This window comes from Micromonospora sp. NPDC000121, assembly GCF_042899165.1.
Lineage (GTDB): Bacteria > Actinomycetota > Actinomycetes > Mycobacteriales > Micromonosporaceae > Micromonospora.
In genome coordinates this window covers 15,960-39,959 of sequence record NZ_JBIAZP010000006.1, presented here as the reverse complement: position 1 = coordinate 39,959, position 24,000 = coordinate 15,960, and the positions used below count along the sequence as shown (strand labels likewise).

Here is a 24,000-nt window from a genome sequence, read left to right as displayed (position 1 = left end):
GCCGCGACGTCGGTACGGAGCCATAGCATGAGGCCGTGCCGACGACATTCGCCTCCGGTCCGGTCCGGGTCCGGGTTCCCGCCACCAGCGCCAACCTGGGGCCGGGCTTCGACGCCCTGGGGCTCGCCCTGGCCCTCCACGACGACGTGGCCGCCGAGGTCACGGCGGGGGGCGTCACGGTGGCCGTGACGGGGCAGGGCGCCGGGGAGTTGCCGACCGACGACCGGCACCTGGTCGTGCGCGCCATGCGGGCCGCCTTCGACGCGCTGGGCGGCCAGCCGCCGGGCCTGGCGGTGGAGTGCGTCAACCGCATCCCGCAGGCCCGGGGGCTGGGTTCCTCGTCGGCCGCGATCGTCGCCGGCGTGTTGCTCGCCCGGGCGCTGGTGACCGACGGGGAAACCCGTCTGGACGACGCCGCCGCGCTGCGGCTCGCCGCCGGGATCGAGGGCCATCCGGACAATGTGGCGCCCTGCCTGCTCGGCGGTTTCACGCTGGCCTGGACGGAGTCGTCCGGGGCCCGGGCGGTGTCGCTGCCGGTCGTCGCCGGCGTACGCCCGACGGTCTTCGTGCCGCAGGAGCGCGGCCTGACGGCGGCGGCGCGGGCCGCGCTGCCGGCCTCCGTGCCGCACGGGGACGCGGCGCTGAACGCCGGACGTGCCGCGCTGCTGGTGCACGCGATGACCGCCGAGCCGGCGCTGCTGCTGCCGGCCACCGTCGACCGGCTGCACCAGGACTACCGGGCGGAGGGCATGCCGGGCAGCGCCGCCCTGGTCAGGGCGCTTCGTGAGGCGGGTGTGGCCGCTGTGATCAGTGGGGCCGGGCCGACCGTACTGGCCCTGGACGGGGTGCCGGAAGGCTACGATCCGGGAACAGACTGGCAGGTCTGGCGGTTGGACCCGGACGGGCACGGAGCACGGGTTGCCCGGGGTAGACTCGGACACGCGGAGCGGGACCCTGTTGCCGCAGGTCGGAAGAGTTGATTACGCTCTAGACTTAGCACAGCCGCGAAGCATGCGATCTTCCTGCGGGTCGGCGCACCCCCGAAGCTTTCGGCGGTAAGCCCGTCACCCCTGCCTAGGCCCACGCCGCACCGCAGTCTTCACAGGTCGCCGCAGACGGCGAGACCTGCTCACCGATGTTGGTGAGTCGGGAAACCGACCGGCTGCTGTGTCACAGACTCCCGCGACGCGTCCATGCGAGGCGGGTGCACCGAGGCCGCCCGGCCACCTTGTTTTCGACCCCGGGCAGTCCCGGCCTATCGAGGGAAGGAATCCATTGAGCGACACCACCGACGTGACGTCGGATGTTTCCAACGTCGCTGGCGATGCCACCACCGCCGCCGCCCCCGCCCGTCGTCGGCGCAGCGGCACCGGTCTGTCGGCGATGCTGCTGCCGGAGCTGCAGAGCCTGGCCGCGTCGCTCGGCATCTCGGGCACGGCTCGGATGCGCAAGGGCGAGCTGATCAGCGCGATCTCCGAGCGGCAGGGCGGCGCCACCGCCGGGACCCCTCGACCGCGGGCCGAGGTCGCGGCCGCCGCCGCTCCCGCCCGTGAGGAGGTCCACGCGGAGGTCCGCGAGACCACCGAGCGGCCCGAGGCCGAGCGGCGGGCCGCGGAGCAGGCCCCGGCGGAGCCGGCGGCCGTCGAGACCGAGGGCCGTGGCCGGACCCGGCGCAGCCGGGCCGCCGCCGCCGAGGCGCGGGCCGCCGCCGCCGAGACCCGTCCCGCGGAGACCCGCACGGACGAGGCCGAGGCCGGCGAGCGTGCCGACCGGGGCGAGGGCCGTGGCCGCGAGCGGGCCGAGCGGGCTGACCGTGCGGAGCGCGGTGAGCGTGCCGAGCGGGCTGACCGTGCGGAGCGCGGCGAGCGGGCTGACCGTGCGGAGCGCGGCGAGCGTGCCGAGCGCGGTGAGCGTGCCGAGCGCGGCGACCGCAACGAGCGGGCCGAGCGCGGTGAGCGGGCCGACCGCAACGAGCGGGGCGACCGCGGTCAGCGCGTCGAGCGCGACGCCGACGGCGACGACGACGAGGGCGGCGGCCGGCGCGGCCGGCGCAGCCGGTTCCGGGACCGTCGCCGCGGCCGCGGCGAGCGGGCCGAGGGCGGCGGCGACGGCGGGCGCGAGCCGCAGGTCGGCGAGGACGACGTGCTCGTCCCGGTGGCCGGCATCATCGACGTCCTCGACAACTACGCCTTCGTGCGGACCACCGGCTACCTGGCCGGCCCGAACGACGTCTACGTCTCGATGTCCCAGATCAAGAAGTACGGTCTGCGGCGCGGTGACGCCATCACCGGTGCGGTGCGCGCCTCGCGCGACGGCGAGCAGCGGCGGGACAAGTACAACCCGCTGGTGCGGCTGGACACCATCAACGGGATGGAGCCGGACGAGGCGAAGCGTCGGCCCGAGTTCTACAAGCTCACCCCGCTGTACCCGCAGGAGCGGCTGCGGCTGGAGACCGAGCCGCACATCCTCACCACCCGGGTGATCGACCTGGTCATGCCGCTCGGCAAGGGCCAGCGCGCGCTGATCGTGTCGCCGCCGAAGGCGGGCAAGACGATGGTGCTGCAGGCCATCGCGAACGCGATCACGCACAACAACCCGGAGTGCCACCTGATGGTGGTGCTGGTGGACGAGCGCCCCGAAGAGGTCACCGACATGCAGCGGTCGGTGAAGGGTGAGGTCATCGCGGCGACGTTCGACCGTCCGCCGCAGGACCACACCACGGTGGCGGAGCTGGCGATCGAGCGGGCGAAGCGCCTGGTCGAGCTGGGCCACGACGTGGTCGTGCTGCTCGACTCGGTGACCCGGCTCGGTCGGTCGTACAACCTGGCGGCGCCGGCCAGCGGCCGGATCATGTCGGGTGGTATCGACTCCACCGCGCTCTACCCGCCGAAGCGCTTCCTGGGTGCGGCCCGCAACATCGAGAACGGCGGCTCCCTGACCATCCTCGCCACCGCGCTGGTGGAGACCGGGTCCATGGCGGACACGGTCATCTTCGAGGAGTTCAAGGGCACCGGCAACGCGGAGCTGAAGCTGGACCGGAAGATCGCCGACAAGCGCACCTTCCCGGCCATCGACATCCACCCGTCCGGCACGCGCAAGGAGGAGATCCTGCTCGCGCCGGAGGAGCTGGCCATCATCCACAAGCTCCGCAAGGTGCTGCACTCGCTGGACTCGCAGGCGGCGCTGGACCTGCTGCTCGACAAGCTCAAGCAGACCCGCACCAACATCGAGTTCCTGATGCAGATCGCCAAGTCGACGCCGGGGGAGTGACCCTCCCCGGCTGAGACCGACGAGAAGGGCATGGCCGTCGCGGCCGTGCCCTTCTCGCGTCCCCGGGCACCCTTGCCGTCAACCGGCCGCCATCCGTCCACGCGCGACAGTCACGTTCCGTCGCCACGCCCGCCAGGGGCTCTCCTCGCGGTGTCGCGCTTGGACCTGCGGGCCGCTCGCTGTCGAGGTCCGTCATGGGACACGGGGGTGGAGTTTTCCTTCGGTTTGGTTGACAGGTATTGAAACTTCTATTCACAGTCCGGTTGACTGTGCCCCATGCGTACCCGCAGACGATCCGCTCGGCTCGCTGGCGTCCTGCTGCTGACGCCGCTGCTCACCATGGCCGGCACCGTGCCGGCGACCGCCGGTGCGCCGAATCCGGCCACCGACCTCTCCGCCACCGCGGCCGAGGACGCGCCCCGCGCCTCCTCGTACCCCGCCGACTCCGTCACGCTCTCCGGCGACCCGGACGCGGGCGCGGCGGCCGCCGGGTCCCCGACCGGCGTCGAGCCGGCCGGCGGCCTGGAGACCGCCAAGACCACCCGCCCGGTCGCCCCGGGCCTCCAACTCACCTCCTTCGACCGGTACGACGCCGCCGGCTGGCTGCGCGCCGACGCGCTCACGGCCGACCTCACCGGCGGCGTCACCGTGGACTACGTGAACTCCGGCGCGGTCAGCCGGGCCGAGCCGCTGCGCCGCGCGGTGGACGCCTCCCGCGCGGTCGCCGCGGTCAACGGCGACTTCTTCGACATCAACAACTCGGGTGCCGCCCAGGGCGTCGGGATCCGCGACGGTGAGCTGGTCCAGTCCGCGGTCAGCGGGCACCGCAACGCCGTCGCGATCACCACCGAGGGGCTCGGCCGGGTGATCCAGGTCAACTTCGACGGGACCGCGACGCTGCCCACCGGCCCGGTGACGCTGACCCAGTTCAACAACATGATCCAGGCGAACGGGATCGGCGTGTTCACCCCGCTCTGGGGGTCGTACACCCGGGAACGCGCGGTCGCCGGTGCCGCCCGCGTCACGGAGGTCACGGTGGTCGACGGCCGCGTCGCCACCGTCGGCGCGACGGCCGGCACCGGGCCGATCCCGGCCGGCACCACCGTGCTGCTCGGCCGCGACGCCGGCGCGGACGCCCTCGCCGGGCTGCGCCCCGGCGACCCGGTGACGGTCGCCTGGCAGCCCAAGCCCGCCGACGGCAGCACCCTGCACGCGGCGGTCGGCGGCGGCAACGTGCTGGTCCGTGACGGCGTGGTGCAGAACATCGCCGACGCGACGCTGGCCCCGCGCACGTCGGTCGGCTTCTCCGCCGACGGCCGGCGCATGATCCTGCTGACCGTGGACGGCCGGCAGGTCGACAGCCGCGGCGTCACCCAGACCGAGATGGGCCGGATGATGGCCGAGCTCGGCGCCCACCACGCGCTCAACCTCGACGGCGGCGGCTCGTCCACGCTGCTCGCCCGGGAGCCGGGCGCGGCGGCCGTGCAGGTGGAGAACAGCCCGTCCGACGGGACGGAGCGCGCGGTGCCCAACGGCCTGGCCCTCTACGCGCCCCAGGGCAGCGGCCGGCTCACCGGGTACTGGCTGGAGACCGCCAGCGACCCGACCAGCGCACCCGGCGTCGCGCCGGTGCGCGGCGGCCGCCCCGACCGGGTCTTCCCCGGCCTCACCCGCCGGCTCACCGCCGCCGGCCATGACGAGACGTACGGCCCGGCGGCCGGCGCGCCGGAGTGGCGGGCCAACCCGGCGGTGCACGGCAAGGTCGACGAGTCTGGTGTCTTCCGGGCCGCGACGCCGGGCCGGACCACCGTCACCGCCTGGCGGGGCGAGGCCAGCGGCACCCTCGACCTCACCGTCCTCGGCCCGCTGGCCCGCATCGACTCCACCGTGGACCGGATCGGCCTGGACGGCACCGACGGCAGCGCGCTGTTCGGCGTGGTCGGCTACGACGCCGAGGGCAACACCGCCCCGATCGAGCCCGCCGACCTGAAGCTGGAGTACGACGCGGAACTGCTCAAGATCACCCCGACCGCCGAGGGCAACCTCGCCGTCACCGCGTTGCGGAACACCGGCTCGGCGCTGGTCACGGTCCGCGTGGGCGACAGCAGCACCGTCCTGCCCGTCACCGTCGGGCTCACCGACGTGCCGGTGGCCACGTTCGACGACGCGGCGGCCTGGAAGTTCAGCCAGGCCCGGGCCAGCGGCGCCGTCGCCCCGGCGCCCGGTCGCACCGGCACCGGCCTGAAGATGACGTACGACTTCAGCCAGTCCACCGGCACCCGGGCCGCGTACGCCGACCCGCCGGCCTGGATCGAGGTGGCCGGCCAGCCGCAGGCGTTCGGCATGTGGATCCACGGCAACGGCACCGGGGAGTGGCCCAGCCTGCACCTGCACGACGCGCAGAACACGCAGCACGTCCTGCGCGGCCCGCTGATCACCTGGAAGGGCTGGAAGTACGTCGAGTTCGCCGTGCCCGCCGGGGTCCAGTACCCGGTGCGGATCCGCCGGTTCTACGTGGCGGAGACCAACGCCGCCGCCCAGTACCGCAGCGAGGTGGTCATCGACGACCTGGTGGCGAAGGTGCCGCAGACGGTCGACGTGCCGGCGGAGGCGCCCCGCACCGACCGGGTGGTGCTCCGCGACGGCACGGTCGACGGCGCGCCCTGGCGCTTCGCGGTGATGTCCGACGCGCAGTTCGTCGCGGCGGACCCGGACAGCGACCTGGTCGCCCAGGCCCGCCGTACGCTCCGCGAGGTCAAGGCCGCGAAGCCGGACTTCCTGGTGATCAACGGCGACTTCGTGGACACCGCCTACCCGGCCGACTTCGCGCTGGCGAAGCGGGTGCTGGACGAGGAACTCGGCGGGGAACTGCCGTACTACTACGTGCCCGGCAACCACGAGATCATGGGTGCCCCGATCGCCAACTTCCGGGCCGCGTTCGGCGACGCCGAGCGGGTCTTCGACCACAAGGGCACCCGGTTCGTCACGCTGAACTCGTCGACCGGCTCACTGCGCGGCGGCGGCTTCGACCAGGTGCGGATGCTGCGCGAGGCGCTCGACTCGGCGGCCGGCGACCCGGCGATCGGCTCGGTGGCGGTGCTGCACCACCACCCGCCGCGCGACCCGAGCCCGGCCAAGGCCAGCCAGCTCGGCGACCGCAAGGAGGCCGCGCTGCTGGAGCAGTGGCTGGCCGACTTCCAGCACCGCACCGGCAAGGGGGCGGTCTTCGTCGGCGGACACGTCGGCACGTTCCACGCCGACCGGGTCGACGGGGTGCCGTACCTGATCAACGGCAACTCGGGCAAGAACCCGTCCACCCCGGCCGACCAGGGCGGATTCACCGGGTGGACCGAGTTCGGGGTGGACCCGGTGAGCCCCGCCGAAGCCGACCAGGCCCGGCGGGACCCGCTCGCCGAGGGCCCGCGCTGGGTCGCCGCCGAGTTCCACGCGCACGTCGACGGGCTCGCGCTGGCCGCCCCGGCCAGCGTCGCCGTCGGCGCCCCGGCGACGGTCACCGCCACGGTGACCCAGCCGGGCGGGCGTACGGTGCCGGTGGCGGCGCCGGTGAGCGCGGACTGGTCCGCCTCGCCGAACCTGCACGTCGGCTCGGCCGCCGGGCTGAAGCCCTGGCACGTGGCCCGCTTCGACCCGGCCACCGGCACGCTCACCGCCCTGAGCCCCGGCGCGCAGGTCAAGCTGGCCGTGGACGTCAACGGCGTCCACGCCGAGGCGACCGTCACCCTGACCCCCGCCGCCTGAGGTGTAAGGAAGGGCACCTTCCTATCGCCTGGTGCATAGGAAGGTGCCCTTCCCAGCGCCGATCTGAGGCCCGCACCGATCTCCGGTGCGGGCCTCAGAAGTCGCCCTCGGCGACCTGGAAGACGGTGAGGCCGAGGGCGCGCCACATCCGCACCACCTGCTGACGGTCGTCGAAGACGCCGACCACCCGGTAGCGGTCGGCGACCTCGCGCTCGTAGATCTCCTGCTTGACCACCGAGTCCTTGCGGTTGTCGCCGACGGCGCGCAGGTGCAGGTCGAGGTAGGGGACCCGGACGTGCCGGGCCAGCCACGCCTCGGTGGCGGGCCGGGCGGTGGCGTCCCGGCCCGAGCAGAAGACCACTCCGTACCCGGCCGCGTGCATCGCCCGGACCGCCGCGATCACCGCCGGGTTCGGCTCGTCCTCGTCGACCCGGGTCATGTCGTACGGGCTGCGCGAGACGTTCAGCGCGACCGTGCCGTCGATGTCGACCAGGACGATCTCCGGCGGCCCGGTCGACGGGGCGTGCACCGTGGCCGGCCGTCCCGTCCGGGCCTGCGGCACCGGCAGCGGGAGCGCCCGCCCCTCCAGGTAGCGCTCGTGCAGCCGGCGGATCCACGCCTCGCCGACGCGTTCGGCCTCCGGGCGGGCGGCGTCACGGCGGAGGCACTCCTCCAGGGGCACGTCGGTGAAGTCGTGCACCTCGAACTCGGCGCCGTACCGGGCGGCCAGGTCGGCCCAGTCCCGCAGGGTCCGCGACCGCAGGTTGGTGTCGTCGACGCAGACGTCCGCCCGGGCCCGCAGCAGCGCCTCGACCTGCGCCCGCTGCACGACGGTCACCTGCCACTCCGCCCACTGGGTGAACAGCCGCTCGCCGTGCAGCATCCGGCGCAGGTCGTCCCGGTTGACCCGGACCACGGACGGTTGCAGCGTCCGGGCGAACGTGGTCTTGCCGGAGGCGGGCAGTCCCCGGGTGGCGATCAGGCGGGCCATGGCTCCTCCGTGTCGTACGTCTCGGCGGGCCGGCGGCGGGTCCGCCGCCGTGCCCCGGGCGGGGCACGACCGGCGGGCGGCCGTGCCGGGGTGAATGCCCGGCCAGGCGGCGGGAATGCGGGAGACGGGGCGCGCGTTGTCGATGCCGGAGCAGCCGTACGGCCCGATTGCCGGGCCGGCGCCGGCCCATGGCACACTGGTCAATCGGCCACCGGTTCCGGTTCACGCCCGAGCCCGTCGCGCACGAGGCGACGGACACCGACGGCGACCCGGCGACCATCCACGAAAGGACCGAGGCGACATGAAGCCCAACATCCACCCGGAGTACGTGACCACCGAGGTCACCTGCTCCTGCGGCAACACCTTCAGCACCCGCAGCACCGCCAAGGGCGGCTCGATCCACGTCGAGACCTGCAGCGCCTGCCACCCGTTCTACACGGGTAAGCAGCGCGTCCTGGACACCGCCGGGCGGGTCGCGAAGTTCCAGCAGAAGTACGCCAAGGTTCAGGCCAAGAAGGCCAAGTAACTCCTCGTTCGGCGCCCGCGCCCGGTTTCGTGCCGGACGCGGGCGTCGTCCGTATCCGCCCCGGTTCCGCCCCCGTCCCGTCGTCGTCGAAGGAGCTTCCCCCGCATGAGCAGCGAGCGCCTGGCCGCCCTCCTCGACGAGTACGCCGAGCTGGAGAAGCGGCTGGCGGACCCGGCGATCCACGCCGACCAGGGCACCGCCCGCCGGGTCGGCCGTCGGTACGCCGAGCTGGTCCCGCTGCACAAGGCGGCCGGGGAGCTGGAGCAGGCCCGCGCCGACCTTGTCGCCGCCCGGGAGCTGGCCGCCGAGGATCCGTCCTTCGCCGCCGAGGCGGAGTCGATCGCGGCGACCCTGCCGGCGCTGGAGGAGCGGCTGGCCGAGCTGCTGATCCCGCGTGACCCGCACGACGCCAAGGACGTGATCGTCGAGATCAAGGCCGGCGAGGGCGGCGAGGAGTCCGCGCTCTTCGCGGGCGACCTGCTGCGGATGTACACCCGCTACGCCGAGCGGCGCGGCTGGCTCACCGAGGTGATCGACGCCCAGGACTCGGACCTCGGCGGGGTGAAGGACGTCTCGCTGGCGATCAAGACCAAGGGCGTGCCCGAGGGCGGCAACGGCGTGTGGTCCCGGCTCAAGTGGGAGGGCGGCGTGCACCGGGTGCAGCGCGTCCCGGTCACCGAGTCGCAGGGCCGCATCCACACCAGCGCCGCGGGCGTGCTGGTGCTGCCCGAGGCGGAGGACGTCGACGTCACCATCGACCCGAACGACCTGCGGATCGACGTGTTCCGCTCGTCGGGGCCGGGCGGCCAGTCGGTGAACACCACCGACTCGGCGGTGCGGATCACCCATGTCCCGACCGGCATCGTGGTCTCCTGCCAGAACGAGAAGTCCCAGTTGCAGAACCGGGAGCAGGCGATGCGGATCCTGCGTGCGCGGCTGCTGGCGGCGGCCCAGGAGCAGGCCGACGCGGCCGCCTCGGACGCCCGCAAGGCGCAGGTGCGCACCGTGGACCGCTCGGAGCGGATCCGCACCTACAACTTCCCGCAGAACCGGATCACCGACCACCGGATCGGCTACACCGCGTACAACCTCGACCTGTCGCTCGCCGGGGACCTGGACGGCGTCCTCGACGCCCTGGCGGAGGCCGACCGCGCCGCCCGCCTGGCCGGCGACACGGAGCTGACCCGCCGCTGACCCGCCGCCGTCGGTGGACGGTCCGGCGTGCCGCCCGAGGAGGTGGGCGGGGGTCAGGAGGCGCGGGGGCGGGTCTTCGCGCGGAGCATCTCGCGGTCGGCGGCCTCGAACGCGGCGCTGAGGGCGTCGCGCAGGCCCGGGCCGGTGGCGCCCACCTCGGCGAAGCCGACGCTGACCCCGACCGGGGTGCCGGGCACCAGCGACTCCCAGTCCTCCGTCCGCACGGCGGCGTCGATCCGGCGGCCCACCTCGGCCGCCTCGGCCATCCCGGCGTGGGGAAGCACCACCACGAACTCGTCGCCGCCGTAGCGGGCCACGAAGTCGCCCCGGCGCATCACCCGGTTGATCACCCCGGCGACGCGCTGGAGCACCAGGTCGCCGGAGTGGTGCCCGTGCCGGGTGTTGACCGCCTTGAAGCCGTCCAGGTCGCAGACGCCGATCACCACCCGGTCGCCGCCGGCGACAATCGTGGCGATGTAACGCTCCAGCCGGCGCCGGTTGGGCAGCCCGGTCAGCGGGTCGGTCAGCGCCTCGCCCTCGAAGCGGGCCGCCTCGCGGCGCATCTCCTCGTGGTCGATGCGGGCGGCGATGCCGTCGATGTAGACGTCCCGGAGCCGGTCGTTGCGCTGGGCGGCAAGCCGGAACGCCAGCCGGTCGGCCCGGTGCGCCCCCGCGTGGTCGCCGGAGCGGGCCAGGGCGATGCTGCGCAGCCGCGCCGGCTCGGCCGCGCCCAGCGTCTCGCTGGAGACCTGGACGGTGTCCAGCCGGGTGACCGCCTCGATCGGCCGCCCCTCGGCGACGGCGAGGCAGACCTGGCCGAGCTGACGCATGTCGCGGGCCCGGGCGCTGTCCCCGCCGTGGCCGAGCAGCCGCGCCGGGGCGGCGTCCGTGCCGACCTCCAGCCGGTCGCCGAGGGCCCCCCGCCGGGCGGCGGCGTAGCCGTACGCGGCCAGGCTGCTCGGGCGCAGCTTCCCGGCCCGGCCGGTACGCAGGAACCGGTCCAGGTCGGCGGCGACGTCCCGCAGCACGCGCAGGCAACCGTCGCTGTCGCCGTTGTGGTCCAGCGCCACCGCGTTGCGCAGCCGGATGCCGGGGGCGGCGAACGTCTCCTCCGGGATCCCGGCGGTCGTCCCGAGCTGCCGCGCCCGCTCGATCGCGCCGAGGGCGTAGCCGTGGAAGCTGAGGTAGGAGTAGGCCATCGCCAGGTCGTGCCAGCCCCACGCGGTGTCCCGGTCGGGATCCGGCACCGCGCCCAGCGCTCGGGCGGCCTTGACCAGGTGCGTGACGCAGCGGTCCAGCGCGCCCTGGTGGTGCGCGGCGAGCGCGGCCAGCGCGTTGAGGTGCCCGTGCAGGTAGGGCTCGGCGAGGTCGCGGACCGCGGTGGAGGCCTCCTCGACGGCCCGCGTGTACTCCGCCGTCCGGCCCAGGTTGATCACCGCCGAGAGGCGCTGTACCAGGGCGTCGGCCCGCGCGTACGGGTCGGTGGTGGTGCCGATGACGCGGTCGAGGATCGAATACGCCTCGGCGGAACGGCTGGACTCCTGCAACGCCCGCGACCGCGTCAGGGCGTCAACCTGGTCGGTGACCCGGTCGAGCCAACCCACCCGCGACCTCCTGTCGGTGTGCGCCCGGACGCATCCGCTCGTGATGTCCGCCGCGACGCCTCATGATTATCTCGTGACGACCGCGCCGCAACAGCCGTCCGAAGGGACGAGACGACAACGCCCTTCCGTGGCGGTGTCCCGGGCGGCCCGGGCGCTGGCCGACGCCGGTGTCGAGGCGGCCCGCGCCGACGCGGAGCAGTTGGCCGCGTACGTGCTGGGGGTGCCCCGGGGGCGGCTGGCGCTGGCCGACGGCTTCACCGCCGAGCAGCTCGACCGGTTCGACGGGCTGGTCGCCCGGCGGGCCGACCGGGAGCCGTTGCAGCACCTCACCGGCGTCGCCGGCTTCCGGCACCTGGAGCTGGGCGTCGGGCCGGGGGTCTTCGTGCCCCGGCCGGAAACCGAGCTGCTCGCCGGCTGGGGGATCGCGCGGGCCGGGCGCCTGCCCGCCCCGGTGGTGGTGGACCTGTGCAGCGGCTCCGGAGCGATCGCCCTGTCGGTCGCCCAGGAACTGCCGGCCGCCCGGGTGGTCGCGGTGGAACGCTCGGCCGACGCGCTGCCCTGGCTGCGGCGCAACGCGGCGGCGCGGGCGGCGGCGGGGGACCGGCCGATCGAGGTGGTGGCGGCGGACGTCACCGCCCCGGATTTGCTCGCCGACCTCGTGGGCCGGGTCGACGTGCTGCTCTGCAACCCGCCGTACGTGCCCTCCGACGTGCCCGTGCCGCCGGAGGTGGGCCGGCACGATCCGGCCAGCGCGGTCTTCGGCGGGGCGGACGGCCTGGCGGTGATCCGCCCGGTGGTGGCCCGGGCGGCGGCCCTGCTGCGACCGGGCGGGGCGCTCGGCGTCGAGCACGACGACACGCACGGCACGGCGGTGCCCGACCTGCTGGCCGCGGACGGCCGGTTCGAGGCGGTGGCCGACCATCCGGACCTGGCCGGGCGGCCCCGCTTCGCCACCGCGTCCCGCCGGGCGGACGGCCCGCACGCCGCCGCCGACGCGGCGTGGCAGACTGGCTCCTCGTGATGCTCTACGACTGCCGGTCGCCCGCCGACCGGGACCGCGGCATCGCTGCGGCCATCGAGGCGGTCAAGAACGGCGAACTGGTCGTCCTGCCGACGGACACGGTCTACGGGATCGGCGCGGACGCGTTCACCCCGTACGCGGTCAAGGCCCTGCTGGACGCCAAGGGCGGCCGGCACGTGCCGCCGCCGGTGCTGATCGGCTCCCGGCACACCCTCGACGGCCTGGTCTACTCGCTGCCCCAGGCGGCGCGGGACCTGGTGGAGGCGTTCTGGCCCGGCGCGCTGACCATCGTCGTCGAGCACTCGCCGAGCCTGCGCTGGGACCTCGGCGACACGTCCGGGACGGTGGCGGTGCGGATGCCGCTGCACCCGGTGGCGCTGGAGGTGCTGCGCGAGACCGGCCCGATGGCGGTCGCCTCGGCCAACAAGACCGGCCAGCCGGCCGCGCTCACCGCCGAGCAGGCCCGCGACCAGCTCGCCTACTCGGTGCGGGCGTACCTGGAGGCCGGGCCCTGCCCGGACCCGGTGCCGAGCACCATCGTCGACCTCACCGGCGAGGTGCCGCAGGTCCTCCGCCAGGGCGCCGTCCCGCTGGAGAAGCTGCGCGACGTGGTGCCGGACATCCTCGCCGGCCAGGGGGTCTGAGTGCCGCCGTTCACCGTGTTGCACGTGTGCATGGGCAACATCTGCCGGTCCCCGATGGCCGAGCGGTTGCTGGCCCTCGCCGTCCGGGAGCGGCTGACCCGGCGGGAGGCCGACCCGGGTCGCGCCGACGAGCTGGTGCACAGCCACAGCGCGGGCACCGGCGGCTGGCACGCCGGCGAGGAGATGAACCCGCCGGCCGCCCGGCAGGTCACCACCCGGGGCGGCAGCACCGACGGCTTCGCCGCCCGCAAGCTCCGCTCGGACCACATCGACGCCGCCGACCTCGTGCTCACCGCCACCGCGGACCAGCAGGAGTACGTGGTGGCGCTGCGCCCCGACGCCGCGGGGCGCACGTTCGTGCTGGGCGAGTTCGGCCGGCTGCTCGCCGCGGTGGACGCGGCCGGGCTGCCCCCGGCCGAGGCCACCCCGGAGGGGGTGTACGCGCGTGGCGTGGCCCTGGTGGCCGCCGCCCACGCCGCCCGGGAGGGCGCCACCGCCCTGCCCACCGACGATCTCGACGACCCGTGGGGGCGGGGCGACCAGTGCTTCAGCCGGGTGGCCGACGAGATCGAGGAGACCGTCCACCCCCTCGCCGTCGCGCTCCTGCCGTAACCGCCCCGCCCGCCGCCGGGCAGGCCTGCCGCCGTGACCGGCCACACCCGCCGCCGGGCAGGTTTGGGGCCGTGACCGGCCACACCCGCCGCCGGGTTCGTGCCGTAACCCGCCGGAGGTACCCCCGCGCGTGAGTTTCCTGCGGGTTTGGGGGAAAGGGGCGGTGAAGAGGGACTTTCAGGTCATTCTGGGTGGGTCCTGACCGGCTCCTGCGGGGAGAGCTGATGACCCGGGCACACCTCGAAAGACTGTTCACCGTGCTGCTCGCCGGCACGCTCGCGGGCGTGGCGCTCGCGGCGGCGGCCCTGCCGGCCGCGCTGGTGTTCGGCATCGGGTTCTCGGCGCTCGCCGCGCCGTACTCGGAGCTGCCCAACACGCTGCGCACGCCGCCGACGGCCCAGCGCTCCAACCTCTACGCCAACGACGGCACCACCCTGATCACCTCCTTCTACCAGGAGGACCGGGTGGACGTGCCGCTGGCCGAGGTCGCGCCGGTGATGCGGCAGGCGATCATCGCCGCCGAGGACGTGCGGTTCCACGAGCACAGCGGGGTCGACCTGCGCGGCGTGGTGCGGGCCTTCACGGTCAACCAGGGCAGCGGGGAGACCCGGCAGGGCGCGTCCACGCTGACCATGCAGTACGTCCGCAACGTGCTCAGCAACGACCCGCGGCTCAGCGAGCGGCAGCGCGCCGCCGCCACCGAACTCACCACCGCCCGCAAGATCCAGGAAATGCGGTACGCGCTGGCCCTGGAGCGGGAGCTGACCAAGGACGAGATCCTGGCCCGCTACCTCAACATCGCCTACTTCGGCGCGGGGGCGTACGGGGTGGCCGCCGCGAGCAAGCGCTACTTCTCCAAGGCGCCGGCGGATCTCACGCTGGCCGAGGCCGCGCTGCTGGCCGGGCTGGTCCGCTCCCCGCACAGCGACGACCCGATCAACGGCGACGCGGACGCGGCGCTCGCCCGCCGGGCGTACGTGCTGGACCGGCTGGTCGAATCGGGGCAGGTCCCGGCGGCGGCGGCGGAGCGGGCCCGGGCCGAGCAGCTGCGCCTGCGCCCCAGCCAGACCCCGAACGACTGCACGGCGGTGCCGGCGGCGCACAACGACTGGGGCTTCTTCTGCGACTGGTTCACCCGGTGGTGGAACGCCCAGCCGGCGTTCGGCGCGACGGTCGACGAGCGGCAGCTCACGCTGCGCCGGGGCGGCTTCTCGATCGTCTCCTCGCTCGACCCGGCCGTGCAGCGCGCCACGACCGAGCAGGTCCGCCGGATCTACTCCGTGGAGGACCGCCGGGCGGCGCCGACGGCGGTGGTCCAGCCCGGCACGGGCCGGGTGCTCGCGATGGCGGTGAACCGGAACTACAGCGTGGCCGGCAACCCGGCCGGGCAGAAGAACCACCCGAACACGGTCAACCAGTTGGTCGCCGGGGGCGGGGCGATCCACGGCTACCAGGCCGGCTCGACGTTCAAGATCTTCACCATGATGGCCGCGCTGGAGTCCGGGCTGCCCCTGGACACGGAGTTCGACGCGCCGGAGCGGATCGTGACCGACTTCCCGGCGACCGGGGCGGCGAGCTGCGACGGGTACTGGTGCCCCCAGAACGCCAACAGCGACATCGACGGTGAGCACACCATGTGGACGGCGTTCGGCAACTCGGTCAACACCTACTTCGCCTGGCTGGCCGAGCGGGTCGGCGCGGACCGGGTGGTGGAGATGGCCGAGCGGCTCGGGATCGTGTTCCGCGCCGGGGACGACGCGCGGCTGGCCCGCCACGGGGCGCGCGAGTGGGGGCCGTTCACCCTCGGCGTCTCCGCCACCACCCCCCTCGACCTCGCCGGCGCGTACGCGGCGGTGGCGGCCGAGGGGACGTGGTGCGCGCCGCTGCCGGTCGTCTCGGTGATCGACGCGGCGGGCCGGCCGGTGGCCGCCGCGAAGCCGGACTGCCGGCAGGTGGTCGACACGGACGTGGCCCGGGCGGCGACCGACGCCGCCCGCTGCCCGGTCGGCGACCAGTCGATGTACCGGGAATGCGACGGCGGCACCGCCGAGGGGCTGCGCCGGCAGCTCGGTCGCCCGGTGGCCGGCAAGACCGGCAGCTCGGACGGGTACGCGACCGAGACGGTGGTCGCCTTCACCCCGCAACTGGCGGTCGCCTCGATCGCCGCCAACCCCGACGACCCGCGCGACGCGGTCGGCCGGCAGGTGCAGGGGCAACTGGTCGAGGCGGTGGGCGAGGTGCTCTCCTTCGCCCTGCGCGACCAGCCGGTCCGGGACTTCGTGCCGCCCAGCGAGACGACCGCCTTCCGGTACACCGGCGTCCGCAGAGGCGACTGAACCCCTGGCCGGCGACGGTCGCGGGTCAGCGGCGGCCGGAACGGAGGTTTCCCGGCCGGCGGATTGCCTGCTCGGCGCCCCGGGCGATGTTGCGGGCCATCCCGCCGAAGACCACCGCGTGGAAGGGCGCCACCGCCCCCCAGTACGCGTGCCCGGCCAGGCCGCGGGGCAGGAACACCGCCCGCTGGTGGTAGCGGCTGCGGTCGCCGTCCAGCGGGGCGACCCGCATCTCCAGCCAGGCCCGGCCGGGCAGCCGCATCTCGGCGCGCAGCCGCAGCAGCTCGCCCGGCACGATCTCCTCCACCCGCCAGAAGTCCAGCGCCTCGCCGACCCGGAGGCGGTGCGGATCGCGCCGGCCGCGCCGCAGCCCCACGCCGCCGACCAGCCGGTCCAGCCAGCCCCGGGCGGACCACGCCAGCGGGAACGAGTACCAGCCGTGCTCCCCGCCGACGCCCTCGACGACCCGCCACAGGGCCTCCGGCGGCGCGTGGACGGCCCGCTCCCGGACGTCGGTGTAGGCGGTGCCGCCGGACCACGCCGGGTCGCTGGGCAGCGGCTCGGCGGGCGCGTCCGGGATGCTCGCCGTCGACCAGCGGGTCTCCACCTCGCCGTCGCGCACCTTGGCCAGGGCCATCGCGACCGCCTGGTCGAATCCGGTCAGCCCCTCCGGCGGGTCCGGGACGTGCCCGGCGATGTCGTGTTCGCGGGCGACGGCCTCCTGGACCAGGCTCTCCACCAGCGGCCGGGCGATCGCGTTCGGCACCGGGGTGACCAGCCCGACCCAGTACGAGGAGAGCGACGGGGTCAGCGGCCGCACCGGCACGATGATCCGCCGGCGCAGCCCGGCCACCCGGGCGTAGCGCTGCATCATGTCCTGGAAGGTGAGGACGTCCGGCCCGCCGATGTCGAAGGCGCGGTTGACCTCCGCGGGCAGGCCCGCGCAGCCGACCAGGTAGCGCAGCACGTCGCGGACGGCGATCGGCTGGATCCGGTTGCGGACCCAGCGCGGGGTCACCATGCCCGGCAGCCGCTCGGTCAGGTAGCGCAGCATCTCGAACGACGCCGAGCCGGACCCGATGATCACCGCCGCCCGCAGCACCGCCGTCGGCACCCCGCTGTCCAGCAGGATCCGCCCCACCTCGGCCCGGGAGCGCAGGTGCGCCGACGGGACCTTCCGGTCCGCCGCCGGCTCCGGCCCACCGAGGTAGACGATCCGGCGTACGCCGGCGGCGCGGGCCGCGGCGGCGAAGTTGGCCGCCGCCTCCCGGTCGGCGGCCTCGAAGCCGGCCTGCCCGAGCGAGTGCACCAGGTAGTACGCGACGTCGACGCCCTCGAACGCGGCCGGCAGGGTCGCCGGCTCGCGCAGGTCGCCCTCCACGATCTCGGCCCGCGCCGTCCACGGCACGTCCCGCAGCCGGCCGGCCTTGCGGGCGAGGCAGCGCACGGTGTGCCCCTCGGCCAGCAGCCGGGGCGCGAGCCGCCCGCCGATGTAACCCGTCGCTCCGGTGACCAGGCATCTCACGACTTCCAGTGTGCGGCCCCATAGACTCTGGCGCTGTGGCTACTGAGACGAGCACCTTCTGGGGGCCGGACTTCGACCAACTCCGCGCGACGGACCCGGAGATCGCCGGAGTGGTGCTCGGCGAGCTGGACCGGCTGCGGGGCGGCCTGCAACTGATCGCCAGCGAGAACCTCACCTCGCCGGCGGTCCTGGCGGCGCTCGGCTCGACCCTGACCAACAAGTACGCCGAGGGCTACCCGGGCCGGCGCTACTACGGCGGCTGCGCGGAGGTCGACCGGGCCGAGGAGATCGGCATCGCCCGGGCGAAGGAACTCTTCGGCGCCGAGCACGCCAACCTCCAGCCGCACTCCGGGGCGAGCGCCAACCTGGCCGCGTACGCCGCGCTGGTGCAGCCGGGAGACACGGTGCTCGCCATGGACCTGCCGCACGGCGGCCACCTCACCCACGGCAGCCGGGTGAACTTCTCCGGCAAGTGGTTCCACACCGTCGGCTACACCGTCCGGCGGGACACCGAGCTGATCGACTACGACGAGGTGCGCGACCTGGCCCTCGCCCACCGCCCCAAGATGATCATCTGTGGCGCGACGGCCTACCCCCGGCTGATCGACTTCGCGCGGTTCCGCGAGATCGCCGACGAGGTCGGGGCGTACCTGATGGTGGACGCGGCGCACTTCGTCGGGCTGGTCGCGGGGAAGGCCGTCCCGTCGCCGGTGCCGCACGCCGACGTCGTCTGCTTCACCACGCACAAGGTGCTGCGTGGGCCGCGCGGCGGCATGATCCTCTGCCGGGAGCCGCTGGCCCAGCGCATCGACAAGGCGGTCTTCCCGTTCACCCAGGGCGGGCCGCTGATGCACGTCGTCGCCGCCAAGGCCGTCGCGCTGCGCGAGGCCGCCCAGCCCGAGTTCCAGGCGTACGCGGCGCAGGTGGTCAGCAACGCGCAGGCGCTCGCCGCCGGGCTGGCCGCCGAGGGCATGCGCCCGGTGTCCGGGGGCACCGACACCCACCTCGCCCTGATCGACCTGCGCGAGGCCGGGGTGACCGGCGCGGACGCCGAGGCCCGCTGCGACGCGGCCGGCATCACGCTGAACAAGAACGCCATCCCGTACGACCCGCAGAAGCCGATGGTGGCCTCCGGCATCCGCGTCGGCACCCCGAGCGTGACCACCCAGGGGATGCGGGAGGGGGAGATGCGCCGGATCGCCGGGCTGATCGCCCGCGCGGTGCGCACCGATCCCGCCGCCCCCGGGGGCGCCGACGAGCTGACCCGGATCGCGTCCGAGGTGACCGCGCTGGTCGCCGACTTCCCGGCGTACCCCCGTGGCTGAGCCCGGGGTGCGCGAGCCGGCGGCGACCACGGCGGCCGACCGGCGCTGGCGGCTGCGGCACCTGCCGATCCTGCTGGCCGCCAGCGGCCTGCTGATCGCGGTGGCCGCGCTGGCCGGGGCGCTGGCCGGTGGCGCGGACGCGGCGCTGGGCGCGGCGGCCGGGGTGGGTGTCACGGCGGTCAGCTACACCCTGACCACCGTGGTGCTGGCGTGGGCCGACTCGGTGAACCCGCAGCTCGTGCTCCCGTTCGGCCTCGGCCTGTACGCGGCCAAGATGACCCTGCTGGGCGTCGTGATGGTGGCCGTGGCGTCGACCGGCTGGCCCGGGCTGATCCCGCTCTGCCTGGGCATCGCCGCCGGGGTGGTGGTCTGGACCGGCGTGCACATCTGGTGGCTCACCACCGTGCACGCCCGCCGTCCCCGCTGAGCCCGCGAGCACGGGTCGCCCCGGGGCCCGCGGCGGGCGAGCACGGGGCGCCCGGGGGTCTCGCGGCGGGCGAGCAGCGCGGACGTGGTGACGACCCACGATGGACCCGTCCCACACCGCGGGCGGCGCGGAAATGTGTCCGGCACCGGTCATTTCCAGGCTGGCGGAAGGGGAGTAGCGTGCCCACAGACGATGCTGCCCGCCAGAGGCCCACACAACGACGGTTGTGCGGGGGGCGAGGCACAGCCTCGTAATCCCGGCTGATATCGTTCGCCCCGTCATGGCTGGTGACCAAACCCCCCGACCCAGCGGCGGCCCGGACGACGTTCCGCCCGGCGCCGGCCAGGGTTGGACCGCGCTCAGCTACCTGATCGCGGGCATGCTCGTGTGGGGCTTCATCGGCTGGCTGGTCGACCAGTGGCTCGACACCGGCGGCATCGCCACCGGGATCGGCGTCGTGCTCGGCATGGCCGGGGGGATCATCCTGGTCGTCCGCAAGCTCGGCACGCCTACTTAGGAAGGGACGCGGTGTTCGGACAGGCGAACGTCCTGGCAGCGGGCCAGGCGGCATTCCCACCCAGCGTGGAGGACTTCTACCTGCCCAGCATCCTGCCCTGGGGTGCGCACGACTCCTACTGGTTCACCAAGATCACAGCGATGGTCTGGATCGCCGTCGGCGTCCTGATCATCTTCTTCCTGGCCAGCTACCGTAAGCCGCAGCTGGTGCCGACCAAGAAGCAGTGGATCGCCGAGTCGATCTACGGCTTCGTGCGCAACAACATCGCGGTCGACATGATCGGGCACGCGGGTGTGCGGTTCGCGCCGTACTTCACCACGCTGTTCTGCTTCATCCTGCTGACCAACTTCTTCGCGATCGTGCCGCTGTTCCAGATCTCGCCGAACTCGCACATCGCCTTCCCGGCCTTCCTCGCCGTGATCAGCTACGTGCTGTTCATCTACGCGGGCATCAAGCACCACGGCGCCGGGAAGTTCATCAAGAACTCGCTCATCCCGCCGGCGCCCTGGTACATCCTGCCGCTGCTGATCCCGATCGAGTTCTTCTCGACCTTCCTCGTCCGGCCGTTCTCGCTGGCCGTGCGTCTCTTCGCGAACATGTTCGCCGGCCACATGCTCCTGCTGGTCTTCACGCTCGGCGGCTTCGCGATGCTCAACGCCAACGCCTGGCTCGCGCCGGTCTCGGTGCTGTCCTGGGCGATGACCGTTGCGCTCACCTTCCTCGAGTTCCTGGTGATCGTCCTGCAGGCGTACGTCTTCACCGTGCTGACCGCCAGCTACGTGCAGGGCGCGCTCGCCGACGAGCACTGATCCACCTCGCACCAACAGTTGTCGTCCCGCGTGACCGTCACGCGTGATAACCAGGAGGAACCCACTAATGGACATCTACGCCGCGGTAGAGGGCAGCACCGCCGCCATCGGCTACGGTCTCGCGGCCATCGGCCCGGGCATCGGTGTCGGCCTGGTCTTCGCCGCCTACATCCAGTCGACCGCCCGCCAGCCGGAGTCGTCCCGGATGACCCTGCCGTACGTCTGGATCGGCTTCGCCGTCATCGAGGCGCTCGCGCTGCTGGGCATCGCCTTCGGCTTCATCTGGCAGGGCCCGATTCGGTAATTCCGCCCCCCTCGGACCGGGAGGTCATCCATGTTCCTGCTCGCCGCTGAGGGTGGTGAGTCGACCCACAACCCGATCGTGCCGATCTGGCAGGAGATCGTGGTGGGCGGCATCGCCTTCGCCCTGCTCTGCGTCGTGCTGATGAAGTTCGTCTTCCCCCGCATGGAGCAGACGTTCCAGGCTCGGGTGGACGCGATCGAGGGCGGCATCAAGCGCGCCGAGGCCGCCCAGGCCGAGGCCAACCAGCTCCTCGAGCAGTACCGCGCGCAGCTCGCCGAGGCGCGCACCGACGCCGCCAAGATCCGGGACGACGCCCGGGCCGACGCCGAGGGCATCCGGCAGGACATCCTCGCGAAGGCGCGGGAGGAGTCCGACCGGATCATCGCGGCCGGCAAGGAGCAGCTCGCCGCCGAGCGGGCCACCATCGTGCGCGAGCTGCGCACCGAGGTCGGCACGATCGCGGTGGACCTGGCCAGCAAGATCGTCGGCGAGTCGCTCGCCGACGAGGCGCGTCGCAAGGGCACCGTCGACCGGTTCCTGAGCGGTCTCGAGAGCGCGGGGGCCCGCTGATGCAGGCCGCCAGCCGGGAGTCGTACAAGATCGCGGCCGAGCGCCTCGACGCGTACGTCCGCGGTGCGGAGCCGTCGGCGGTGGCCACCACCGCCGACGACATCCTCTCCGTCGCCGACCTGCTGCGGCGCGAGCCGCGGCTGCGCCGGGCGCTCTCGGACCCGGCCCGCCCGGGTGCGGACCGCACCGCCCTGCTCGGCGAACTGCTGCGCGGCAAGGTCAGCGCCGAGGCGCTCGACCTGGTCGCCTCGCTGGTCTCCGGCCGCTGGTCGGCACCGTCGGAGCTGCTCGACGGCGCCGAGCGGCTCGGCGTGGAGGCGCTGCTGGCCAGCGCCGACTCCGCCGGCGACCTCGGCGAGGTCGAGGACGAGCTGTTCCGCTTCGGCCAGGTGGTCTCCGGTCAGTCGGCGCTCTCCAACGCGCTGGCCGACCCGATCGCCCCGGTCGCGCAGCGCGCCGGCCTGGCCCGCGAGCTGCTCGCCGGCAAGGCCCGTCCGGTCACCCTCCGCCTCGTCGAGGTGGCGCTGGGCGGGTTCGGGGGACGCTCCTTCACCGGGGCGCTCACCCGGCTGGTCGAGCTCGCCGCCGACCGGCGGGACCGGCAGGTGGCGTACGTGACCGTCGCGGCCCCGTTGAGTGACGAGGACGAGCGCCGGCTGGGCGCGAGCCTCTCCGCGATATACGGTCGAGAGGTTTCCGTCAAGCAGACGGTGGACCCCGGAGTTCTCGGTGGCGTGAGCGTGCGGGTCGGCTCCGACCTGTACGACGGCACCGTCCTGCGCCGCCTCAACGAGACCCGCAACGCGCTCGCGAAGCGCTGAGACGGCCCTGCCGCCCAGCGCCTGAGAATAGACGCCATTCGGACCGGTCGGTACTAGGTATCCCGGGCCCCTGATACTTAAGGAAGCAGAGGATGGCCGAGCTGACCATCTCGACGGAGGAGATCCGCGGCGCCCTGGAGCGCTACGTCTCCTCCTACACGTCCGACGTCTCCCGCGAGGAGGTCGGCACCGTCGCCGACACCGGTGACGGCATCGCCCACGTCGAGGGCCTCCCCTCGACCATGACCAACGAGCTCCTGGAGTTCGAGGACGGCACCCTGGGTGTGGCGCTGAACCTCGACGTCCGGGAGATCGGTGTCGTCGTCCTCGGTGACTCCGCCAAGCTCGAAGAGGGCCAGCGCGTCAAGCGCACCGGCCGGGTGCTCTCCGTGCCGGTCGGCGACGCCTTCCTCGGCCGCGTGGTCAACGCGCTCGGCCAGCCGATCGACGGCCTCGGCGACATCGCCAACGAGGGCTTCCGCGAGCTGGAGCTCCAGGCCCCGAACGTGATGGCCCGGCAGTCCGTCGACGAGCCGCTGCAGACCGGTATCAAGGCGGTCGACGCCATGACCCCGATCGGCCGGGGCCAGCGGCAGCTGATCATCGGCGACCGGAAGACCGGCAAGACCACGGTCGCGCTGGACACCATCCTCAACCAGCGGGAGAACTGGCGCTCCGGCGACCCGAAGAAGCAGGTCCGCTGCATCTACGTCGCCATCGGCCAGAAGGCCTCCACGATCGCCTCCATCAAGGGCATCCTGGAGGAGGCGGGCGCGATGGAGTACACGACCATCGTCGCCTCCCCGGCCTCCGACCCGGCCGGCTTCAAGTACCTCGCCCCCTACACCGGCTCGTCCATCGGGCAGCACTGGATGTACGGCGGCAAGCACGTCCTGATCGTCTTCGACGACCTGAGCAAGCAGGCCGAGGCGTACCGCGCCGTGTCGCTGCTGCTGCGTCGCCCGCCGGGCCGCGAGGCGTACCCGGGTGACGTCTTCTACCTGCACTCCCGGCTGCTGGAGCGCTGCGCGAAGCTCTCCGACGAGCTGGGCGGCGGCTCGATGACCGGCCTGCCGATCATCGAGACGAAGGCCAACGACATCTCGGCCTTCATCCCGACCAACGTCATCTCCATCACCGACGGCCAGATCTTCCTCGAGACCGACCTGTTCAACCAGGGCGTCCGGCCGGCCATCAACGTCGGCACCTCGGTCTCCCGGGTCGGTGGCGCGGCGCAGGTCAAGCCGATGAAGAAGGTCGCCGGTTCGCTGCGGCTGAACCTGGCCCAGTACCGCGAGCTGGAGGCGTTCGCCGCCTTCGCCTCCGACCTGGACAAGGCCTCCCGCGCCCAGCTGGAGCGCGGTTCGCGTCTGGTCGAGCTGCTCAAGCAGCCGAACTACTCGCCGTACCCGGTGCAGGAGCAGGTCGTCTCGGTCTGGGCCGGCACCGAGGGCAAGCTGGACGACATCCCCGTGGGCGAGGTCCGCCGCTTCGAGTCGGAGTTCCTCCAGTACCTGCGCCACAAGCACGAGGGTGTGCTGGCCGCCATCGCCGACCACAAGTGGGGCGACGACATCGTCGGCTCGCTCGACAGCGCCATCGCCGAGTTCAAGCAGGTCTTCCTCGGCAAGGCCGACGAGCGTCGGATCAACGAGGCCCCGGCCGCGCCGCTCGAGGGCGAGGAGACCCGCGAGACGGTGACCCGCTTCCGCGACGGCACGACCGACCGCCCGGTCGAGAAGCAGTAA

20 protein-coding genes are annotated in these 24,000 nt (G+C 73.7%); 17 read left to right on the top strand and 3 right to left on the bottom strand.

Translation table 11 applies throughout. The annotated features are described in order from the left end of the window. Positions 1–35: 35 nt before the first annotated feature. From thrB to ACFY23_RS18445, 3 genes are all read left to right on the top strand, one after another. On the top strand, positions 36–980 hold the full coding sequence (gene thrB / locus ACFY23_RS18455; RefSeq protein ID WP_350679051.1) for a homoserine kinase: 945 nt from the start codon (positions 36–38) through the stop codon (positions 978–980). A 295-nt stretch (positions 981–1,275) separates the two neighbouring features. Next, complete coding sequence (gene rho, locus ACFY23_RS18450) at positions 1,276–3,270, top strand: transcription termination factor Rho (protein ID WP_350679049.1); 1,995 nt, start codon at positions 1,276–1,278, stop codon at positions 3,268–3,270. A 276-nt stretch (positions 3,271–3,546) separates the two neighbouring features. Further along, positions 3,547–7,029, top strand: a complete 3,483-nt coding sequence (locus tag ACFY23_RS18445) for a phosphodiester glycosidase family protein (RefSeq protein ID WP_350819520.1) — start codon at positions 3,547–3,549, stop codon at positions 7,027–7,029. A gap of 94 nt (positions 7,030–7,123) precedes the next feature. On the opposite strand, the gene ACFY23_RS18440 is transcribed toward ACFY23_RS18445, so the two are convergent. Beyond that, a complete protein-coding gene (locus ACFY23_RS18440) occupies positions 7,124–8,020 on the bottom strand; it encodes an AAA family ATPase (protein ID WP_350686438.1) in 897 nt (298 codons plus the stop codon). Positions 8,021–8,321: 301 nt separating this feature from the next. Here ACFY23_RS18440 and rpmE point away from each other — a divergent pair, with 301 nt between their 5' ends. Both rpmE and prfA read left to right on the top strand, forming a co-directional pair. Beyond that, positions 8,322–8,546: a 50S ribosomal protein L31 gene (rpmE, locus tag ACFY23_RS18435; protein WP_350686436.1), complete on the top strand. Its 225-nt coding sequence runs from the start codon at positions 8,322–8,324 to the stop codon at positions 8,544–8,546. Positions 8,547–8,651: 105 nt separating this feature from the next. Then, positions 8,652–9,740 carry a peptide chain release factor 1 gene (prfA, locus tag ACFY23_RS18430; RefSeq protein ID WP_350686434.1) on the top strand — a complete coding sequence of 363 codons (1,089 nt, stop codon included), beginning with the start codon at positions 8,652–8,654 and terminating at the stop codon, positions 9,738–9,740. Between the two features lie 53 nt (positions 9,741–9,793). Here the strand turns inward: prfA and ACFY23_RS18425 are convergent, their stop codons facing one another. Next, positions 9,794–11,344, bottom strand: a complete 1,551-nt coding sequence (locus ACFY23_RS18425) for a GGDEF domain-containing protein (protein WP_350686433.1) — start codon at positions 11,342–11,344, stop codon at positions 9,794–9,796. 73 nt (positions 11,345–11,417) lie between these two features. Between ACFY23_RS18425 and prmC the strand changes: the two genes are divergently transcribed. From prmC to ACFY23_RS18405, 4 genes are all read left to right on the top strand, one after another. Next, complete coding sequence (gene prmC / locus ACFY23_RS18420; protein ID WP_350686431.1) at positions 11,418–12,365, top strand: peptide chain release factor N(5)-glutamine methyltransferase; 948 nt, start codon at positions 11,418–11,420, stop codon at positions 12,363–12,365. Then, positions 12,365–13,009, top strand: coding sequence for an L-threonylcarbamoyladenylate synthase (locus ACFY23_RS18415; RefSeq protein WP_350686441.1), 645 nt, complete (start codon positions 12,365–12,367; stop codon positions 13,007–13,009). The genes prmC and ACFY23_RS18415 overlap by 1 nt, the downstream gene beginning before the upstream one ends. After that, entirely contained in the window at positions 13,010–13,621 is a 612-nt protein-coding gene (locus ACFY23_RS18410) for a phosphotyrosine protein phosphatase (RefSeq protein ID WP_350686429.1), read from the top strand. 224 nt (positions 13,622–13,845) lie between these two features. After that, positions 13,846–15,957, top strand: coding sequence for a transglycosylase domain-containing protein (locus tag ACFY23_RS18405; protein ID WP_350819522.1), 2,112 nt, complete (start codon positions 13,846–13,848; stop codon positions 15,955–15,957). A 25-nt stretch (positions 15,958–15,982) separates the two neighbouring features. Here the strand turns inward: ACFY23_RS18405 and ACFY23_RS18400 are convergent, their stop codons facing one another. Continuing rightward, a complete protein-coding gene (locus ACFY23_RS18400; protein ID WP_350684033.1) occupies positions 15,983–17,479 on the bottom strand; it encodes an SDR family oxidoreductase in 1,497 nt (498 codons plus the stop codon). Between the two features lie 35 nt (positions 17,480–17,514). Here ACFY23_RS18400 and glyA point away from each other — a divergent pair, with 35 nt between their 5' ends. From glyA to atpA, 8 genes are all read left to right on the top strand, one after another. Then, complete coding sequence (gene glyA / locus ACFY23_RS18395; RefSeq protein ID WP_350684034.1) at positions 17,515–18,804, top strand: serine hydroxymethyltransferase; 1,290 nt, start codon at positions 17,515–17,517, stop codon at positions 18,802–18,804. After that, positions 18,797–19,231, top strand: coding sequence for a hypothetical protein (locus tag ACFY23_RS18390; protein ID WP_350684035.1), 435 nt, complete (start codon positions 18,797–18,799; stop codon positions 19,229–19,231). Before glyA ends, ACFY23_RS18390 begins: the two co-directional genes overlap by 8 nt. A 280-nt stretch (positions 19,232–19,511) precedes the next feature. Continuing rightward, positions 19,512–19,748, top strand: a complete 237-nt coding sequence (locus ACFY23_RS18385; RefSeq protein WP_350684036.1) for an AtpZ/AtpI family protein — start codon at positions 19,512–19,514, stop codon at positions 19,746–19,748. Between the two features lie 11 nt (positions 19,749–19,759). Next, entirely contained in the window at positions 19,760–20,557 is a 798-nt protein-coding gene (gene atpB / locus ACFY23_RS18380) for a F0F1 ATP synthase subunit A (RefSeq protein WP_350684037.1), read from the top strand. A gap of 67 nt (positions 20,558–20,624) precedes the next feature. Then, positions 20,625–20,861: an ATP synthase F0 subunit C gene (locus tag ACFY23_RS18375; RefSeq protein WP_350684038.1), complete on the top strand. Its 237-nt coding sequence runs from the start codon at positions 20,625–20,627 to the stop codon at positions 20,859–20,861. A 30-nt stretch (positions 20,862–20,891) separates the two neighbouring features. Beyond that, complete coding sequence (locus ACFY23_RS18370) at positions 20,892–21,431, top strand: F0F1 ATP synthase subunit B (protein WP_350684039.1); 540 nt, start codon at positions 20,892–20,894, stop codon at positions 21,429–21,431. Further along, complete coding sequence (locus tag ACFY23_RS18365; RefSeq protein WP_350684040.1) at positions 21,431–22,252, top strand: F0F1 ATP synthase subunit delta; 822 nt, start codon at positions 21,431–21,433, stop codon at positions 22,250–22,252. Before ACFY23_RS18370 ends, ACFY23_RS18365 begins: the two co-directional genes overlap by 1 nt. 92 nt (positions 22,253–22,344) lie before the next feature. Beyond that, the gene (gene atpA, locus ACFY23_RS18360; RefSeq protein WP_350684041.1) at positions 22,345–24,000 is read left to right on the top strand and encodes a F0F1 ATP synthase subunit alpha; all 1,656 of its coding nucleotides are present in this window, start codon (positions 22,345–22,347) and stop codon (positions 23,998–24,000) included.

Bases quoted from the DNA above. Each gene is read 5' to 3' on its own strand.
- ACFY23_RS18405 (WP_350819522.1), top strand. From the start codon at position 13,846: ATGACCCGGGCACACCTCGAAAGACTGTTCACCGTGCTGCTCGCCGGC.
- ACFY23_RS18440 (WP_350686438.1), bottom strand. From the start codon at position 8,020: ATGGCCCGCCTGATCGCCACCCGGGGACTGCCCGCCTCCGGCAAGACC.
- ACFY23_RS18375 (WP_350684038.1), top strand. From the start codon at position 20,625: ATGGACATCTACGCCGCGGTAGAGGGCAGCACCGCCGCCATCGGCTAC.
- ACFY23_RS18365 (WP_350684040.1), top strand. From the start codon at position 21,431: ATGCAGGCCGCCAGCCGGGAGTCGTACAAGATCGCGGCCGAGCGCCTC.
- prfA (WP_350686434.1), top strand. From the start codon at position 8,652: ATGAGCAGCGAGCGCCTGGCCGCCCTCCTCGACGAGTACGCCGAGCTG.
- ACFY23_RS18415 (WP_350686441.1), top strand. From the start codon at position 12,365: ATGCTCTACGACTGCCGGTCGCCCGCCGACCGGGACCGCGGCATCGCT.
- ACFY23_RS18445 (WP_350819520.1), top strand. From the start codon at position 3,547: ATGCGTACCCGCAGACGATCCGCTCGGCTCGCTGGCGTCCTGCTGCTG.
- atpA (WP_350684041.1), top strand. From the start codon at position 22,345: ATGGCCGAGCTGACCATCTCGACGGAGGAGATCCGCGGCGCCCTGGAG.
- rpmE (WP_350686436.1), top strand. From the start codon at position 8,322: ATGAAGCCCAACATCCACCCGGAGTACGTGACCACCGAGGTCACCTGC.
- ACFY23_RS18385 (WP_350684036.1), top strand. From the start codon at position 19,512: ATGGCTGGTGACCAAACCCCCCGACCCAGCGGCGGCCCGGACGACGTT.
- ACFY23_RS18370 (WP_350684039.1), top strand. From the start codon at position 20,892: ATGTTCCTGCTCGCCGCTGAGGGTGGTGAGTCGACCCACAACCCGATC.